The 16231-nt window shown below is 48.2% G+C and carries 16 protein-coding genes and 1 tRNA gene; 5 read left to right on the forward strand and 12 right to left on the reverse strand.

Annotation, left to right across the window (positions count from 1 at the left end; all coding sequences use genetic code 11):
- The coding region (locus BLQ17_RS23835; protein ID WP_143005477.1) for a transposase at window positions 1-354 on the forward strand (354 nt) is incomplete at its 5' end.
- Between the two features lie 236 nt (window positions 355-590).
- Here BLQ17_RS23835 and BLQ17_RS23675 read toward each other — a convergent pair.
- The 4 genes from BLQ17_RS23675 to BLQ17_RS23680 all read right to left on the reverse strand — a co-directional run bounded on the left by BLQ17_RS23675 (window position 591) and on the right by BLQ17_RS23680 (window position 3757).
- Window positions 591-968 carry a site-specific integrase gene (locus tag BLQ17_RS23675; RefSeq protein ID WP_407919119.1) on the reverse strand — a complete coding sequence of 126 codons (378 nt, stop codon included), beginning with the start codon at window positions 966-968 and terminating at the stop codon, window positions 591-593.
- Window positions 892-2007: a tyrosine-type recombinase/integrase gene (locus BLQ17_RS09710; RefSeq protein WP_092222295.1), complete on the reverse strand. Its 1116-nt coding sequence runs from the start codon at window positions 2005-2007 to the stop codon at window positions 892-894. Before BLQ17_RS09710 ends, BLQ17_RS23675 begins: the two co-directional genes overlap by 77 nt.
- A 24-nt stretch (window positions 2008-2031) precedes the next feature.
- Window positions 2032-2982: an IS1595 family transposase gene (locus BLQ17_RS09715; RefSeq protein WP_092222296.1), complete on the reverse strand. Its 951-nt coding sequence runs from the start codon at window positions 2980-2982 to the stop codon at window positions 2032-2034.
- A gap of 289 nt (window positions 2983-3271) precedes the next feature.
- The gene (locus tag BLQ17_RS23680) at window positions 3272-3757 is read right to left on the reverse strand and encodes a helix-turn-helix domain-containing protein (protein WP_407919120.1); all 486 of its coding nucleotides are present in this window, start codon (window positions 3755-3757) and stop codon (window positions 3272-3274) included.
- On the opposite strand from BLQ17_RS23680, the gene BLQ17_RS09720 reads away from it, so the two are divergent.
- The 3 genes from BLQ17_RS09720 (at window position 3678) to BLQ17_RS09730 (ending at window position 6439) form a co-directional block, all read left to right on the forward strand.
- Window positions 3678-4181, forward strand: coding sequence for a magnesium chelatase subunit ChlI family protein (locus tag BLQ17_RS09720; protein ID WP_092222298.1), 504 nt, complete (start codon window positions 3678-3680; stop codon window positions 4179-4181). The genes BLQ17_RS23680 and BLQ17_RS09720 overlap by 80 nt on opposite strands.
- A gap of 9 nt (window positions 4182-4190) precedes the next feature.
- Entirely contained in the window at window positions 4191-5915 is a 1725-nt protein-coding gene (locus BLQ17_RS09725) for a hypothetical protein (RefSeq protein WP_092222300.1), read from the forward strand.
- A 161-nt stretch (window positions 5916-6076) separates the two neighbouring features.
- A complete protein-coding gene (locus BLQ17_RS09730; protein ID WP_092222302.1) occupies window positions 6077-6439 on the forward strand; it encodes a hypothetical protein in 363 nt (120 codons plus the stop codon).
- Between the two features lie 40 nt (window positions 6440-6479).
- Here the strand turns inward: BLQ17_RS09730 and BLQ17_RS09735 are convergent, their stop codons facing one another.
- From BLQ17_RS09735 to BLQ17_RS09755, 5 genes are all read right to left on the reverse strand, one after another.
- The gene (locus BLQ17_RS09735; RefSeq protein WP_092222304.1) at window positions 6480-6980 is read right to left on the reverse strand and encodes a deoxycytidylate deaminase; all 501 of its coding nucleotides are present in this window, start codon (window positions 6978-6980) and stop codon (window positions 6480-6482) included.
- Window positions 6981-7007: 27 nt separating this feature from the next.
- Window positions 7008-7844, reverse strand: a complete 837-nt coding sequence (locus BLQ17_RS09740; protein ID WP_092222306.1) for an alpha/beta hydrolase — start codon at window positions 7842-7844, stop codon at window positions 7008-7010.
- 177 nt (window positions 7845-8021) lie between these two features.
- Window positions 8022-8098, reverse strand: a tRNA-His gene (locus tag BLQ17_RS09745).
- A gap of 75 nt (window positions 8099-8173) precedes the next feature.
- Window positions 8174-8821, reverse strand: a complete 648-nt coding sequence (locus BLQ17_RS09750) for a zinc ribbon domain-containing protein (protein WP_092222308.1) — start codon at window positions 8819-8821, stop codon at window positions 8174-8176.
- A 124-nt stretch (window positions 8822-8945) separates the two neighbouring features.
- Window positions 8946-10643 (reverse strand): prephenate dehydratase domain-containing protein, encoded by a 1698-nt coding sequence (locus BLQ17_RS09755; RefSeq protein ID WP_092222310.1) that lies wholly within the window; start codon window positions 10641-10643, stop codon window positions 8946-8948.
- Window positions 10644-10957: 314 nt separating this feature from the next.
- Between BLQ17_RS09755 and BLQ17_RS09760 the strand changes: the two genes are divergently transcribed.
- Window positions 10958-13771, forward strand: coding sequence for a DEAD/DEAH box helicase (locus tag BLQ17_RS09760; protein WP_245695085.1), 2814 nt, complete (start codon window positions 10958-10960; stop codon window positions 13769-13771).
- A 62-nt stretch (window positions 13772-13833) separates the two neighbouring features.
- Here the strand turns inward: BLQ17_RS09760 and BLQ17_RS09765 are convergent, their stop codons facing one another.
- The 3 genes from BLQ17_RS09765 to BLQ17_RS09775 form a co-directional block, all read right to left on the reverse strand.
- Window positions 13834-14283, reverse strand: a complete 450-nt coding sequence (locus BLQ17_RS09765) for an SH3 domain-containing protein (RefSeq protein WP_092222314.1) — start codon at window positions 14281-14283, stop codon at window positions 13834-13836.
- 173 nt (window positions 14284-14456) lie between these two features.
- Entirely contained in the window at window positions 14457-15383 is a 927-nt protein-coding gene (locus BLQ17_RS09770) for a S66 peptidase family protein (protein WP_092222316.1), read from the reverse strand.
- Entirely contained in the window at window positions 15380-16177 is a 798-nt protein-coding gene (locus BLQ17_RS09775) for a type III pantothenate kinase (protein ID WP_092222318.1), read from the reverse strand. Before BLQ17_RS09775 ends, BLQ17_RS09770 begins: the two co-directional genes overlap by 4 nt.
- Window positions 16178-16231 lie beyond the last annotated feature (54 nt).

Raw genomic sequence — 16231 nt, forward strand, 5'->3', positions numbered from 1 at the left:
CCGAAACAAACGTCTGAGAATGCGGAGAAGATTCGTAAAATGAAGGAGCAACGAATCCGGGACAGCAGAGAACGCATCCCAATTGAAGGTAAGTTTGGCCAGGGGAAAAACGGATACCGGCTCAACTATATTCGAGCGAAACTCCAGAAAACCTCTGAAGCATGGATCAACTGTATCTTCTTGGTGATGAATCTCATGGTTCTGCTCAAGAAATTGGGCAAAAACCTCACGCTATCGTTGCTTGCTCAACTTTTTAGGCTTTGCAGCAGGATTATAGCAGCTATTTTGGAGAGAGCCTCCGTGCGGGGTATCGCCGGGCCCCGTCCTCGCGTGGCACCGACGATGATTTTCTGAGGAGGCTCTATTTAAGCCAAAGGAGGCAACTTTGGATGCTGATAGGGGGGGCAATTTTCAGTGCTGATTGACATGCAACGACTGACCGTTTCTGTAAGCGTTTACAGAAGAGTAATTGTAATGGCTTTGATCTGGCAATTGCTTATCTTCGCGAAAAATATAGTAACAATCTCGCGGCCTCTACAATTTCTTCATCTGGCGGTGTCATTCTTTCCTTCTTGAAGTTTTTATAGGGATTACAGGTAAATATTGAACAAGTGTCGTTCTTCCAGCATCCATGGACGAAATACTCGCTCGTGTCTACTGATTAACGTTCGTATTAATATACCTTTGGGGACAGGATTTTGTATTGGCCAGCCTTCCTCTTCATGCAGATAACGGTAAAAACCGCGGATAGCAAACAAGCGGTCATTAATTGTTTTAGGGGCTAAATGCTTTTCCAGAAGTAAATCAAGATATCTCCTGATGTGGTTTGAGGTTGCAGACTCCAGGTGTACAGGCAGCCAAACCAGAAAATGTTTTAACCGATACAAATAGCTATTTACGCTTTGAGCGGAGTAGTTTTTTCTTTTCAAATACCTCTTGCAATTGAGTATTGACGCGGCGATGTTCATAGTGTCCTCCCTGCTCGATACGGCCCATGGCCTTGAAATACTCATGCTCTCGGGTTACATCCGTTATCCTTGCATAGCGCATGGTCATTTCGATCTCCTGATGTCCAAGCAATTGCTGTAGAACTTCCAGGCGCATGCCGGCATTAAGCATATCGGTGGCAAATGTGTGCCTCAGACTGTGTAAGCTATATCCTTTATTCGACAGACCAGCACGAGCCAGGATATTTCGCATCGCATTCCAGGCTGTTACATAACTTATGCTTCCCCCTGGCGACCTGCCTGGAAAGAGGGATGTAGAGTTGCCTGTCCTGATTTTCAACCACTTTTTCAGTGCCTGTTCTGCATCTTCACTGTAATACACCGCACGTCCCTGGAGGTTCTTCTCTCCCAGGTAGATCAGGATCTTTCGCTCAGCAATGCTGATATCGGATACCTGAACTTCCAGTAATTCACCGATTTTCAATCCAGTCCGCAGTAAAAGTAAAATCAAAGCCCAATCTCGATCCGAGCTAATTGCACTCAGAAGACTTTGCTGATCCTCAGAAGTAATCGCACGGGGAAGTGCTTCGGGGAGTTTTATACGGATTTTACGTTCCATGACTGTTGCCGGTAAAACATCCTGACCAACCAGGTAGTTGATAAACGCGTAGACAATTCTAAGATAATTAACAACCGACCGGACTTTTTGCCCACGGCCCTGTTCATATTCTACAAATTCGCTGATATCCTGACGAGTCAGAGTGTTGATTTTTGACCTTTTACGTTCAAGAAAGTGCAGGAAATGCAGAATCACACGGCCTGACTGTTTGATAGTGCTCGTTGACAAAGCCCTGATGTACTTACCGTACACGTAATCTGTAGTGAAGTCTGTTCCAGGTAGACCACTTTCTATTAATCGGGAACATACGAGTTGAGCCCAATACCGTTTTTGACCAGAACGATGATTGCCTCGATCAATAATCTGGACGTCTGGATGTACAGCAGAAAAAAACCTTTGATCAAAAGCGGTCAACTCAGTCGGATAGGTTACTTCGGTCATAATCGCCTCCTTTTTCTTTTCTGATTACCACCAATCCTCAGCACGCCTTAACTGTCGCTCAGGAATTGGATTTGATTTAACAGAATAATAGATGAGAGAGTTCAATAATATAGGCAGTTTGAAACGACGATTGAACCGAAAACAAAACTCACCCAGGTAACGTGGCAAATGTCTGTGGCAGATGCCATGATAAGTGCTCAACATAGCGTTTTTCACATTGCCAATGACTGTGTTGAGCCAGTCAAAAAAAGTGAAATCTGAATTTCTGTATCGGCTGGTAGTATTAATTGAAAAATGGCTATGATTGATGGCTTGAAAACCTGCAAAACATGCAAGGCCATCTGAAACAACCAGAGATTGAGAGATGAGGTGTCTTTCCCCCCAGCGTTGAATCTGATCAATAGTAAAGGCACCAATACGACTGAAACGTATGAAAAGGGGGTTTCCTTTTTCATTACGTTCGAGGGCAGCTATAAAGGGAGTTTTACCTTCTGCACCACGTCCGCGTTTACCCCCAGAATGTTTGCCTCCCCAATAGACGTCATCAACTTGAATGAAACCTTTGAGTGGTTTTTCATCATCAGCCTGTTTCATAACCATTTGAAGTTTATGTTTCAGTCGCATGGCTGCATTCTGGGAGATGCCGAGAAAACGCATGAGCTTTAGAGATGAAATGCCTTTTTTAGATTGACTAACCAGGTAAATTGCAAGAAACCAGACGGTTAGCGGTAGTTTAGTGGAAGAGAAAATGGTGCCGCTTATAAGCGAAGTTTGGGAGCGGCAATTTTGACACTGGTACAAAGAGCGAGATCGAACAAAATAGTACTGCTTGTGAGCACACCTGGGGCAGCAGTATCCATTTGGCCATTTCAGTTGGAACAGATGCTTCTGGCATTGTTCCTCAGTTCCATATTTTGATTGAAAGTCCAGCAAACTGACACCTTGTTGAAAGTGGATTTCGCTTCGTTTCGCCATGTCTACCTCCTAGTTGAATTTGAGGTAGTATGACATACCCGGGGTATCATATAGTGACACTCCCCTGGAAAAAATTGATAAGCTGAACATCAGTGGTAATCAGATTTTCTTTTGCAGAAAAAACAGAGCGTTAATAACCTTAGTATATCATTTGTGAGGTTGGGATTTTGTTACGTGGAGCCAAAGAACATCTTCCACAATTAACATCTGAAATAAAATAGTTCAGATAAAAGGCGTAAGCTTTTTTATTTCCTTCAGAACGCCCAAAATTGATTCTGATGCCTTTAAACTAGCGTTGCTGTAAGAAATAGGCCTCAACTTTCTCAACCAGTTTTTTCCATGGCTTATTAGCCCTATTCTCCCACCTCAGGATCGATGCCGAGTCAACTGAAATAATTTTAGCAAATTTCTTACAACTGATGCCCATGTGAGTTCTATGAAGCCTTATACGATCTCCCCATGTTCTGACCCGAACGTAAGGGCAGTATCCTAAGAAATTCATGATAGCCGGATAGTGTGAAATTCGTGGCTCATATCGGTTGTTTTCCCAATTCCAAATGCAACTTTCGGTAACATCTATTATCTTTGCAACCTCTTTTTGCTCTAACTCCAAATCCAGACGTCTTTTTCGAATATGATCACCAAGAGAGTTGATATTTTGAGGATATTTTGTATTTTTAGGCAGTTGAGAGATCTTGGTTATCGATGACAACAAGGCAATGAAACTATGTCCTTGCGGGTTTCTCGGCGACCATCGCAACAGATGCAACTGCACCGAACGGGAAATTAAGCGTTACACAGGAAAGATTTCGGGACCTCTGCTTGACAGGATAGATATCCATCTGCTTACACAACATCTTGAATTCCGGGAATTAAACAGCAGGGAGCGCGGCGAGGAATCGGCGGTGATAAGAAAACGGGTCGACAGGGCAAGAGAAATACAGCTTGACCGTTACAGGGATAGTAAAAATATCCACTGCAACGCCCACATGGCCAGCAACCATATTGAAAAATATTGCAAACTTGATATCAGTTCAAAAAATCTGCTGCACCGCTCTGTTGACAGACTGGGATTGTCGGCAAGAGCCTATCACCGCATTCTGAAAGTGGCACGCACCATAGCGGATCTTGATCAAAAAAGTGTAATCGATAAAAAACATCTTGCCGAAGCAATCCAGCTCAGCCGGAAAATCATCTGAAAGACGCCTATGAAAACCAACACAGTGGTCTACTTTCTTCTCCTGTTACTGGTCGTTTCCTATATCGTTGTGGCTAAAATTGACACCGGAGACCCTGTTGATATGGCAGAGCTTGTGCCCGCGGAAGCTCTTTTTTATATAGAACAGCGAGCCCCCTTTGCAGCCCTGCGCAGCTACGACCGCTCGATGCTGGGGAAAAAAGTTTCTTCAATCGATATAGAGGGGGTCATTGCAAAAACGGGAGGGGCCGCAAGCGATGGTCGCTTTCTTGTGGCTGCAAAAAAGATGTACCAAAAGGCCCTGACCAGCGACCTTGCCGAACTCCTGGCCGGACGCAAGCTCGGTTTTGCCATGATTCCGCCAACAGGTAAAATTGTCGAGTCCACCCTGGAAGATTTTGTAAAAAATAACACCCTTTTTCTTTCGTGGCCACGCCAGAATGCCGGTTTCATAGAGTTTGCCGGCAAGATTTACGGTCAGGCGAATGATTCGCTGCCGATAACGGTTAGCCAATACGGTAACCATCATATTCAACGTTTCGACCTGCAGGGAGAACAGCTCGCCTTTGTCAGCGCAGGCGGTACCTTTGTCGCCAGCTTCAACGAAAGGCTGTTGCGCCGCAGTATCGATTGTTACGATAAAGACAGGCTCTCTTTAAGAAAACTTGAGACATTCAACCTGGTAAAAAGGGCTGTTCGCCGGAAGGGAGACAGGTTTGTGTATCTTTCCGTGGATAGCCTGCGTTGTTGGCTTGAGCGGGTAACCGACAGTCATGAATTCAGCTGGAAGCCTGTTGTAACCAAGGAGCTCGAGACAACCAGAGGGTTTCTCAGTGTCGGGTATGGGGTCAAGAGTTCCGGCCATGTGGTGTCCGATATGCTGGCGGTGCATTACGATATCAACCAGGTCAACGACATAACGAGGAATCATCTACAGAAAGCTCCCGGGAAAAATTCGCTGTCAAGCTTTACGACCAGACAGACCGCTGCATACTACTGGTCTAACACCGTCGATTTTTATTATCTCCTGCCGTACCTGACGGGCGGTAAAAATTCTTCCTTCCAGACCAGAACAATTGTCAGCAGAATAGAAAAGCGGAGTGGGGTGGCTCTTGACCAAATGTTCTCCTATCTGGGGAATGAGGCGGTCGTTGTTGTCGAACCGGGTAACTCCGACGATTTTATTACCATCCCTCTGTGCACTCTTGTCCTTGACATGAAAGAGCCGCAAAAGTTAACCAGTGCTGTAAAAAAAATGGTGTCTGCAACGGGAATTCCCGTCATTGAAAGAAGGTATGGCCCGTTGCAATACATGGTCTGGCGCGACGCCCCCCAGAACGGGCTGCAGCTGCTTTGCGGGTTTTGGGGAAACCGGCTTATCCTTGGCAATTCAGTTGGCTACTTAAAAAGAATTATCGATCATCAGCAAGGGGGAAAGACAATCCCCCAGATGGCAATGCAAAACGGTATCGATCCGGGAACCAGAAAAGCCAGTAATTCCATAACCTATTATGACAACGTTAAAATAATGAGTATGACCCAGAGACTTTTGTCGATAATGGCGGCGTTCGTCGGCATAGAAGACCGCGAACTCTCAACCAAGGTGAAGGTCGTTATCGATGATGTTGTGAACCCTCTGCTGGAAGGGGGGAAGATGTACAGGAAAAGCAGCAGCAGGAGCTACTTCACCCCGCATCTGGTAATGATAGAATCCAAAAAAACTAAAAGGCAGTGATATTGCAAATTACCAAAAAAGAATCCGCCTGGGCGCACCCTCTTATTTTCAGCAAGGGCTTGATAGATAAGAGTTTAGGGTATAGACTACCGCCGGTGGCGAGGGTAATGAAAACCTCAGAGATAAAATAAAAAATTAAGGAAATCCGCCGAGAGGATTCGATGCAAAAGATAGTTGATGAAATAAAAAAACTGGTCAAATTCAAAAAAGACACCGATGTCGGGGATGTGGTCCTGATAGCGGCCAAAGAACCCCAGATGCTGGTCTATGCTTATGTTACATCAATTGAGCGGGATGCCAGCCGCAAAGACGAGTGGTGGCATGTCCAGATGGCGATGCTGTCGCTTCCGGTTCAGCATATTACCTGGACTCTGAGGACGGAACAGATGACCGGACAGGAAATTTTCACCATGGGTGGCGAAGAAAGATTCGTGCAGGCTGTTGACTTTTCAGGGGTAGTCTCAAAAACCGGACCTGAGGTAACCACTGAAAAAAAGGTGTCGCCGCTAAAAAGGATAAAGTAAAAATTTTCCCGTAACCTTTGCCCGAATTGTTCAACAATAGCTAAAACAGCTCCGGGGGGATAAAACTTATCTGCAGCTGTTTAAGATTCGTTTCAAGCTTTCGATAGGTGATATACGGTGACTTGTCCAACATAATTTTTGCAGCTCTTACCTGGTCGGTATCCCTGTATTTGTCGGAAAGATAAATTATCTCCTTGATGCCGGCCTGAATGATCACCTTGGTACATTCGTTACAGGGAAAAAGACCGACGTAAATTCGACAGTTTTTCAGGTCGGTCGAAATGGAATTGAGCACGGCGTTCAGTTCCGCATGGCAGACGTACGGATATTTGGTCTGCAGAAATTCCCCCTGACGCTCCCAGGGGAATTCATCGTCCGAACATCCCCAGGGGAAACCATTATATCCCACTCCGACAATCTTGTTCTGTTCATTGGCGACGCAGGCCCCGACCTGGGTGTTGGGATCTTTGCTCCTCTGTGCTGACAGCAGGGCCACCGCCATAAAATATTCGTCCCAGGACAGATAGTTATCTCTTTTCATAGTGTTCTGATAAGCTGGGTGTTGTTGTTATTTCTCGCGATCACGATATTTCTTCCGTCTCTGCCGCCAGGTATTGGCCCCACATACGGTATCGATAAACTTCTTGACCGTATCAAAATAGTGGTGTCCACCCGCCTCGCACAAGTTCTCCCTTTCACCGCCGGGGACAACAAAAAACTGCTTGGTCCGGGCTCCGCTGAAGGACTGCAGTTTTTCAGCTTCCGCAGCCGGGACCAGGGTATCACGGGAACCGTGAAAAATAAGGGTCGGGTTTTTGACACCTTCGATCTTATTTAAATTGTCAAAGCCGTCCTCCTCGCCAAAATCCAGATTGTCTTCGTCGACCCCAAGTGATCTGAGATAGAAAAGGGTGTCTCCTATGGCACTATCGAGGATCATTCCCTTGATCTTGTCGCCGTGTTGACACATCAGATCCAGCACCAACACGGCACCAAGCCCCTCACCTTTTAAGAAGACAGGGCCGTTGCACCCTTTTTCGTTGAGCCACCGTTCTGTTTGCTGAAAAAGTTCAACGCCATCTGCAAAAAAGGAGCTGACGTTTATCCCCGCCGTATCCCCTGACTCATCCCGGTAACTGACAACCGCAAAATTGAGCCCCCGGCGATTATATTCGCCCGCCATCCTGCTGCAGGCGTCGATCGATTTTCCAGGCGATGGAAAGAAAAGCAGCGTCGGCGCATCGTCACCATGGCCAAGAAACCTGCCCTCCAGGGTGTGACCGCTGTCCACTGCAACGGGAATCCGCTGCATGTTGTCCGAAGAAGATGACTCAACATCATGGTTTTTCCCCGAAAACAAAAGGGTAGTGATTGCCGGTTTATCGAGCTTGGAAAAATTATACATATCTGGTTGTTACCCTGTGGAATTTTCCTGAACAATTGTGTTTTTTACGATGCCAAACGGCATAATGTAAATAATTCAGTCATAAATTGCCACCCTTAGTTGGTGCTGCTTGTTGCGGACAATACCAAGAAAAAAAGGCCTGTATCTCTTTATCCGAGATACAGGCCTTATGCGATCTGGGGTGAGCGAGGGGACTTGAACCCCCAGCCTCCTGGGCCACAACCAGGTGCTCTGACCAATTGAGCTACGCCCACCAGCTTTCACCGTCAAGCGGCGAAGTGTTGTATACCTCGTTGCCGTATGTTTTGCAAGGATAAATCTTACAGAATTTAGAAACTTTCGTTACAATGCATACATTTTTTTGCCTGGGCTTTGACTATTTCAAAACACGCCGGACATTCTTTTTTGAAGTTTGCGTCGAGCAGTACCTTGATCGCCTTGTTGACGTCATGTTCGATAGCCGGATCCCTGAAGGTATGGTTTCTCAAGGCATCAATACAGCTGAGGTCGTTAATGGGACAGATATAACCTATGGCTCTTCGGCGAATATCCTTTGCGGCGGATTCATCCAGGACCACTTTGACAACCGGAACGATATTCTTGTCCTCGACACAGGTTTCGAGCAGCTTGATATTCTTTTTCTGTTCCTGGTAACGTTTGTTCTGTGCTTTCAACACATCCTTGTCGATGACACATGCCTTGAATGCGTCTGCGTTGGCCACCATCATATAGTTGCTCTCTTTACTGTTGGGCAGTTCCATGTACCTGTAGGAAGCGTGGTGACCGTATTGCGTTTCTATCTTTTCCCAACCGTCTAAAAAGACAGAGCAATTGTCGTTGAGACAGATAAAAAGAACCTCCGATCCCCACCCCAGACCATCGCCAACATGTATTGGCGGGGCTTCGCAACAGGAAAGTTGCTGCTTGCAGTGAGGGCATATCTTGACTTCATCAAGATAACGTAAAATGCTCGACATAATAAGACTCCTTAAAATGTTAACACCAGGCCGCCTGCAGCCAGACAATGGCGGCGGGGGGGCTGGTATTGAAAACCGGTCACAACCCAGGCCCTACCTTGGACATGAGCGGTGAAATTGCAATTTATTTAGCACTCCGGATCCCCGGCTGGCTGAGAATCTCATCTACGGCCTTGGCCTGTTTCATCCTCGATTTCAAAAAAGAAGAGGGCATAACAGACCGGTTTTTTTCCATAATCTCCGACAGTGCTTCTATCTCGCCGTTTTCCGCCAGTTCGGTAATCTTCAGCACATTTTTCACAAAACTTTTGACGATTTTACGGCCTTCACCGCTGGTTGCCATTATCTCGGCATAAGTTCTCGGGTTCTGGTTATGAACCCTGGCCATGGCGAGTATCGTATACAATGAAGTAAGCGTTGAATGACTGTTGATGTCAGAAAAGTCTATGCTGTGGCTCTCCAGGGTCATCCCGAGCGCTACGGAAATGGTGGTCGGCAGCTTCTGGCCGACCCCCATCAGCAGATCATGCTTCCTGGCGTTGTCCTGATAAATGTCGGCCCCGTGCTTGTACAAAAACGCTTCAAACTCGCTGCAGAAGCTGCCGCTGCGGTGGGTACGTACTATCGATGCGTTTTTATCCTTCATGGTCAACGCCTGGGGTCCCCACAGGTTGTGGACAAACATCACCTCAACGCCCGGATGGGTAGCTTTCATGGCCGCCTCTATGGTGTTTTCCGATTCACCAGCGAGAATTATCAGGGCCTGGCCGTCACGGATAAGGGGGCCAAACTTCAATATGGTCTTGGCGGTGACCGATATCGGAACACACACCATGACTACATCGACTTTTTCTATCATCTGCTCAGGGGTCATCTCACTGGACCTGCCGGTGATGATCGTTTCATACCCTTCGTTTGCCAGTCTTTGGGCAAACCAGACACTCATATCGCCGCTGCCAATAAAACCAAACGACCTGATATTTTTCACACGCATATCAACGCGCGGGAAAGATCCAAGGATTCTAAGCGCCCCATCTTCCTGGATAACGCTTGACTCGATGGTAGCAAGAGCCTGCTGCATCGAGTCACTGTCCCGATGTCCCTCAACTTCGACGTATATCCGAAGCTTCTGGGTATTTATATCATTTTCCGTTTTCAGGTCGAGGATGTTGATGCCCCGCCTGGTGAACTCGCCCAGGATGTCGGCCAGCATACCGACACGGTCCCTGAGAGGTCTGGTGATTACGGAAGTTGCATCGTATCCGCTGATTGGGGCCGGACTTTTCTTCAATATTGCAAAGCGGGTCCTGTTGTGGCTGACAACTTCTCTGTCAAGAAGCTTGAGCTGCAGTTTTTTCAGCAATTCTTCGGACTCGATCACCCCGTAGCCCTTGCAGCCTTTCTTGCGAATCGAGGTTACAGTAGCTTCGAGATCGTTTACCGCCATAAGCGTTGCATCACCAAAATGGTTTTCGAGATACTCGCTTGACTGACGCAGCACGGAATTCCTGCCGACTATGGTGTGGATCGTTTGATGATCGTCGGAATCATCGAGACTCCCAAGCGAAAGGTGTATGGGCAGGACCACATTGTCGATCCAGTGACAAGCAGTCATATCGGCTATCAGCCTGAAATATTCTTTAACCTCTCCTTCCCGCGTGTTATAGACTGGTATGAGCGCGCATTCGACTTCCCCCCTGGTAAAAGAGGCCAGGACCTCGGGGATTCTGTTGAATAAAAAGACCTCTGCATCCGGATCGTATAATTTTGCGGCCTGGAAGCAGTCGGAAACTGCAGGACCGAGAGTTGCAATTGTGATCATATCAAGCTTACTGTGGAGTTACCGAAAATATTAGCCGCTCCGCTTTTATCAGGAGCATGTACCTCTATATGAATTGTAACCTGTGCAAAATATACGCTCTTCCCCATTTAAGCAAGACCTGATACCTTTCGGATTCTTTATATTCTATACTTTTACCAATTATCATGGTCAGAAAAACCGACATCTCAGAGTATTTGACAGCCTTAAAGGACTCTTCCAGATTCGGTCCGCAGGTTGTCTGTCATAAAAAAATAGCACCCTGTGCCCCTGAATTCGCCCATGGTTCGGTCTCTCTAAGCGAACCGGTGAAAAAAATGCTCGAAAGACGCAACCAGAAGCTCTACAGCCACCAGTACCAGGGGATAGAAGCGCTGCTCAAGGGCAAGGATATACTTGTTGCGACCCCTACGGCATCAGGAAAATCGATGATCTACAACCTGGCTGTGCTCAATGAACTGGCCCTTGGCAACCCTTCCCATTTTCTTTATCTCTTTCCACTGAAAGCACTCGCCCAGGACCAGAAAAAAGTTCTTGAAGGACTTGGGGCCGAGCTAGAAGAGGTTACATCAGTCAGTTGCGCTAACATTGCTGCTCTTTTTGATGGAGATACATCGAGCTATAAACGGAGGAAGATAAGGGACCAGCCCCCCGCAGCCCTCATCACCAATCCGGAAATGCTCCACCTCTCTCTGCTTGCTTATCACCAGAACTGGAGCTCGTTTTTTCAAGGGCTCAAATATGTGATAATTGACGAAGTCCACAGTTACCGGGGGGTTGTCGGTAGTCATATGTCCTGGATATTGAGAAGGTTGCAGCGAATTGCCGCACATTACGGCGCCGCTCCAGTCTTTATCATGCTGTCGGCTACAATCGGCAATCCTGAACAGCTCGGTGAGATGCTGCTCGACCGAAAAATACATGCCATCACCGAATCGGGTGCGCCCCAGGCTGAGAAAAACATGGTTTTCATCAACCCCTGGGACAGCGCGGCCCATACCGCAAGCCAACTCCTGGAAGCGGCGGTTAAAAGAGAACTGCGAACCATAGTCTACACCGGATCGCGCAAAATGACGGAGCTGATCAAGCTCTGGACCGACCCAAGGCTCGGGGATCAAGCCGACAAAGTAAGCGCCTATCGAGCCGGCTTTCTCCCAGAGGAGAGACGTGAGATCGAAGCACAGCTTTTTTCAGGAGAGCTGCTTGGGGTTATCTCCACCTCGGCGCTGGAGCTTGGCATCGATATCGGCGATCTTGACCTGTGCATCCTTGTCGGTTACCCGGGATCTGTCATGGCGACTTGGCAGCGAGGCGGACGGGTAGGGCGTTCACTTAAAAAATCGGCCATAATCCTGATAGCCCAGCAGGATGCGCTTGATCAGCATTTCATGCGCGATCCTGAAGATTTTTTTTCCCGGGATGTGGAATCGGCGGTGCTCAACCCGCTCAACCTCCCGGTAACCAGGCAACATCTTCTCTGTTGTGGTGCAGAACTCCCCTTACGCAACTCGGAAATAATCCTCCAAGGCAGCGCCATAAAGAAAGTTCTCAGGGAACTGGTAAATGACGGGTTGCTGCTGGAGCTGTCCAGCGGCAACAGCTGGCTGTCGCCGCAGAAATATCCCCAGAGAAACGTCACCCTCCGCGGGGGAGGCAGCCAGATGGCCATCATCGACAGCGAAAGCGGAGAGATAATCGGCGAAATCGATGCCGACAGAGCGATGAAGGAGTGCCATCCCGGCAGTGTCTACCTGCACAGGGCGAGAACCTGGGTGGTGATGCAATTTTCCCTTGAGAACAAGGAAATAGCTGTAAGGCGGGAAAAACCGAATTACTACACCAGGCCGACCTCGGTCAAGCAGACGGAGATATTACAGGTAGTTGAAACCAGAATCGTCAATGGAGCGAGAGTGTCTTTTGGCAGGGTACGGGTCAGGGAAAAGGTGACCGGATACCAGAAAAAAGACAACCGCACCCAGCGGCTTATTTCAACGACCCCGCTTGATCTGCCGGAAAGAATCATAGAGACCGAAGGGGTGTGGATCGATATCCCCGCCGGTATCGTGGAAGCAATCGAACACCGGAAACTTCATTTTATGGGCGCCATCCATGCCATGGAACACGCCATGATAGCTCTTTTTCCCCTGCTTGTCCTGTGCGACAGAAACGATATAGGAGGCATATCCTGTCCTGTTCATCATCAGACGGAGAGCGCATCGGTATTCGTTTATGACGGCTACGCTGGAGGAGTAGGGCTGGCCAGAGAGGCGTTTGACAAATTCGAGTTCCTGTTGACAAAGACCCTGTCGACCGTCGCCGGTTGTCCCTGCGATACCGGATGTCCCTCGTGCGTCCATTCGCCTAAGTGCGGTTCGGGCAATCGCCCCATCGACAAGGAGGCATGTCTTATCCTTCTCCAGACGATCATCGACAACGACAGCAGCAAAAACCCAGAGACAAAGCAGGAAAAGAGTGTTCCTCCACCTCTGTACCTGGCAGGAGATGGTGCCGACTCCCTTGCACGGAAAACAGCAGAGAAAAACAACCATCCAAAAGGGCTCGATGCACTTCCTGCAAGATACGGCGTGTTTGATCTTGAAACCATACGGTCAGCGGAAGAGGTCGGGGGGTGGAACAGGATCGACAGAATGGGGATGTCGGTTGCGGTGGTGTACGACTCAATGCTGGATGACTTTGTCACCTATCTCGAAGATGAGACGAACAGCCTGATCGACCACCTGTTCCAGCTCGACCTGGTCGTTGGGTTCAACAACAAACGTTTCGATAACAGGGTGCTGTCTGTCTATACAACCAGCAACCTCCACACCCTGCCGTCGCTGGACCTGCTGGAACAGGTTCAACTGCAGCTGGGGTACAGGTTGAAGCTGAACAGCCTCGCGGAGCACACCCTTGGCACCGCCAAGAGTGGTGACGGCCTTCAGGCGTTGAGATGGTACAAGCAGGGGAAGATCGACCAGATCGTGCACTACTGCAAAAAAGATGTAGAGATCACGAAAAATCTCTTCCTCTTTGGACTGGAGCACGGCCACTTCCTGTTTGCCAACAAGGCCGGCCACCAGGTCCGTCTTCCCCTGGCGCTTGACACGGCTATCGCCAAGATTATCGGCTGACCGGAGAATTTTCCGGGACTACTGGTGGAGCATGCCCCGGAAAGTCGTACTACAAAGGAAGATCAAGGCCATAAAAGAGAGCTGTAAATCCACCCTTCGGTGCCTGAAGTATGCTTTACCTTTGTCCATTTCCCCTTGGTATCAAGCTTTTGCAGGACGACTCCACGTTCCACGTCGGCGATAACGGGGCTGTTGGTTGAAGGTCCCGATCGCATATTCAGGCTTTTCCGGGCATTGACAATAACCGTGTCGCGGTCCTTGACGATAGAATTGTGGATCCACCCGGAATCCTTTTCATAATCTATTATCTTGTACCACTCACCTTGTGTTTTCAGAACCTTGAGGGGATACCCCTGGAACAGTTCCATGGCCACTGGGTAATTGAGCCCGGGGCCTGTTCTCACGTTGGCGTTGTCGGCTGTAACCGACAAGAAGTCGGCGGCCAGGACCGAGGATGAACAGAACAGGGTAAACGTACCCAACACGATTATTTTTTTACATATTTTTTTCATATCAACAAATAATGAAATAGGATTTTTTGGGATCGAGCAGACAGTGTGTGCAAATATTAAAGAATCAGGCTACTTCTATAGCATTAATTATGGCGCAAGTCAAACATCATCCGGCCAAGCTGCCCGGATGATCAATGCACCATATTGGGACTGCTGTTTATCGGGGGTAACTGCTAGGAAAAAAAGACAGTCGAACTCTTTTTATCCATACGCGCTGTGGCGCCCAGGGGAAAGGTGAGATTTCGCCCGGTGTGGCCGGCGGGAAAATTTGCCCAGACAGCAACACCCCTCTTGCTGCATATTTCTTCAACTCTTGTCCATATGCTCTCGATATAGCGAAGATGTTCTATCCGGTCATATTCATGAGGATCGCTGAAATCTCCGAGCAGAATTCCGGCTGCTTCGTCAAACTTACCCGCATATTCCAGTTGCGTCAACATCCTGTCGATTTTGTAGAGCGGTTCGTTGATATCCTCAAGAAAAATTATCCTGTCTCTCCAGGGAAAGTCGTACGGCGTGCCGAGAAGCGTCACCAGGCTCGCCAGATTACCTCCTGCAACAGGCCGTTCAACAGAGTCGCCGTCGACTATGATCTCAAGGGAGGCCATCTCGACAGGGCTGTACCATTTTCCTGTCAAGCTGCGATACAGTCGTTCAAGGCTTTCAGGAGTCGCTCCGGCAAGCGAGGTCATCACCGGACCGTGCAGCGTGACGACGCCTGTTGCCTGATGCAGGTAACTGTGGAGGATGGAAATATCTGAAAAGCCGACCACGAATTTTGGCTGCTGGACTAACACAGAGGGTTCCAGGCGGTCAAGAATCCGTAACGAACCGAACCCACCCCTAAGAGCAATTATCGCCTTTACTTCAGGGTCCCGCAACAGGGTGTTGAACTCTTTTGCCCTGTTGGCGTCACTGTCTGCAAGATAGGAGGATCCTGGCCAGAGATCTCGCTGAAACCTGACTTCAAACCCCATCTCCCTGATGATCGTGATCCCTTTATACAGCAACTCCGGAGCGCGTATCTGCCCGGCCACAGCGGCAATGCCGATAATATCACCCGGCTTCAGCGGAGGCGGTAAAATCCTACTTATTTTCATTTAACCAGGGTGTTGTAGATATATTCAAGGCCATAGATGGTGAGCATCGGTTCGATAACGTCGATAGAATCTGCAAAAGGGGCTATGAGCTGTGCCATGCCTCCGGTGGCAACGACGCGAAACTCCTCGTCCTGGTCCGCTATCATTTCCGTCTTGATGTTTTTTACCAGACCGTCAATCATGGCACCGTAGCCGTACAGCAGACCGCTCTTCATCGCTTCCACGGTCGATTTGCCAATAACGGAAGAGGGCATCTCGGAAACATCGATGTGAGGCAGCTGGGCGGTTCTGTCGGCAAGCGCCTCCAGGGAGATCGCTATTCCAGGCAAAATAGCACCTCCTAAATAGTCACATTTTTCAGTGATACAGTCAAAAGTAATCGCTGTACCGAAATCGATCACCACCTGTTTGGATCGGTAGAGGTTCCATGCCGCAATTCCGTTGACCAGTCTGTCCGCCCCGACTTCTTTGGGGTTGTCGAGACGAACGGTGATGAGGTCTTTGATTTTGTCGACATTGACAACGAAAATGTCCGATTCCTTAAGGGTCGAGAAATGTTTTTTGCAGAAATTGACCCAGGCGGTCTGCAGGGTAGGAACAACAGACGCTATCACAACCCCTTCGATATCACCTTTATCGATTCCCGACAACGAGAAAAGAGTATGATAGTTGATGCCTAACTCATCCGCAGTACTTTTCGATTCAGACTTGATACGCCACTGGCCAACAAGTTTGCCATCCTTGAAAATACCTGTAACTGTGTGTGAATTGCCGATATCTACGACCAGAAACATAGTGTTATGCCTTTTCAATGTGCAATAATTTTATATAGAAATTATTGGCTTGTT

The sequence above is a fragment of the Desulforhopalus singaporensis genome (assembly GCF_900104445.1).
GTDB lineage: Bacteria > Desulfobacterota > Desulfobulbia > Desulfobulbales > Desulfocapsaceae > Desulforhopalus_A > Desulforhopalus_A singaporensis.

Bases quoted from the DNA above. Each gene is read 5' to 3' on its own strand.
- BLQ17_RS09725 (WP_092222300.1), top strand. From the start codon at position 4,191: ATGAAAACCAACACAGTGGTCTACTTTCTTCTCCTGTTACTGGTCGTT.
- BLQ17_RS23675 (WP_407919119.1), bottom strand. From the start codon at position 968: ATGAACATCGCCGCGTCAATACTCAATTGCAAGAGGTATTTGAAAAGA.
- BLQ17_RS09775 (WP_092222318.1), bottom strand. From the start codon at position 16,177: ATGTTTCTGGTCGTAGATATCGGCAATTCACACACAGTTACAGGTATT.
- BLQ17_RS09740 (WP_092222306.1), bottom strand. From the start codon at position 7,844: ATGTATAATTTTTCCAAGCTCGATAAACCGGCAATCACTACCCTTTTG.
- BLQ17_RS09715 (WP_092222296.1), bottom strand. From the start codon at position 2,982: ATGGCGAAACGAAGCGAAATCCACTTTCAACAAGGTGTCAGTTTGCTG.
- BLQ17_RS09710 (WP_092222295.1), bottom strand. From the start codon at position 2,007: ATGACCGAAGTAACCTATCCGACTGAGTTGACCGCTTTTGATCAAAGG.
- BLQ17_RS09765 (WP_092222314.1), bottom strand. From the start codon at position 14,283: ATGAAAAAAATATGTAAAAAAATAATCGTGTTGGGTACGTTTACCCTG.
- BLQ17_RS09730 (WP_092222302.1), top strand. From the start codon at position 6,077: ATGCAAAAGATAGTTGATGAAATAAAAAAACTGGTCAAATTCAAAAAA.
- BLQ17_RS09750 (WP_092222308.1), bottom strand. From the start codon at position 8,821: ATGTCGAGCATTTTACGTTATCTTGATGAAGTCAAGATATGCCCTCAC.
- BLQ17_RS09735 (WP_092222304.1), bottom strand. From the start codon at position 6,980: ATGAAAAGAGATAACTATCTGTCCTGGGACGAATATTTTATGGCGGTG.
- BLQ17_RS09760 (WP_245695085.1), top strand. From the start codon at position 10,958: ATGCTCGAAAGACGCAACCAGAAGCTCTACAGCCACCAGTACCAGGGG.
- BLQ17_RS09755 (WP_092222310.1), bottom strand. From the start codon at position 10,643: ATGATCACAATTGCAACTCTCGGTCCTGCAGTTTCCGACTGCTTCCAG.
- BLQ17_RS09770 (WP_092222316.1), bottom strand. From the start codon at position 15,383: ATGAAAATAAGTAGGATTTTACCGCCTCCGCTGAAGCCGGGTGATATT.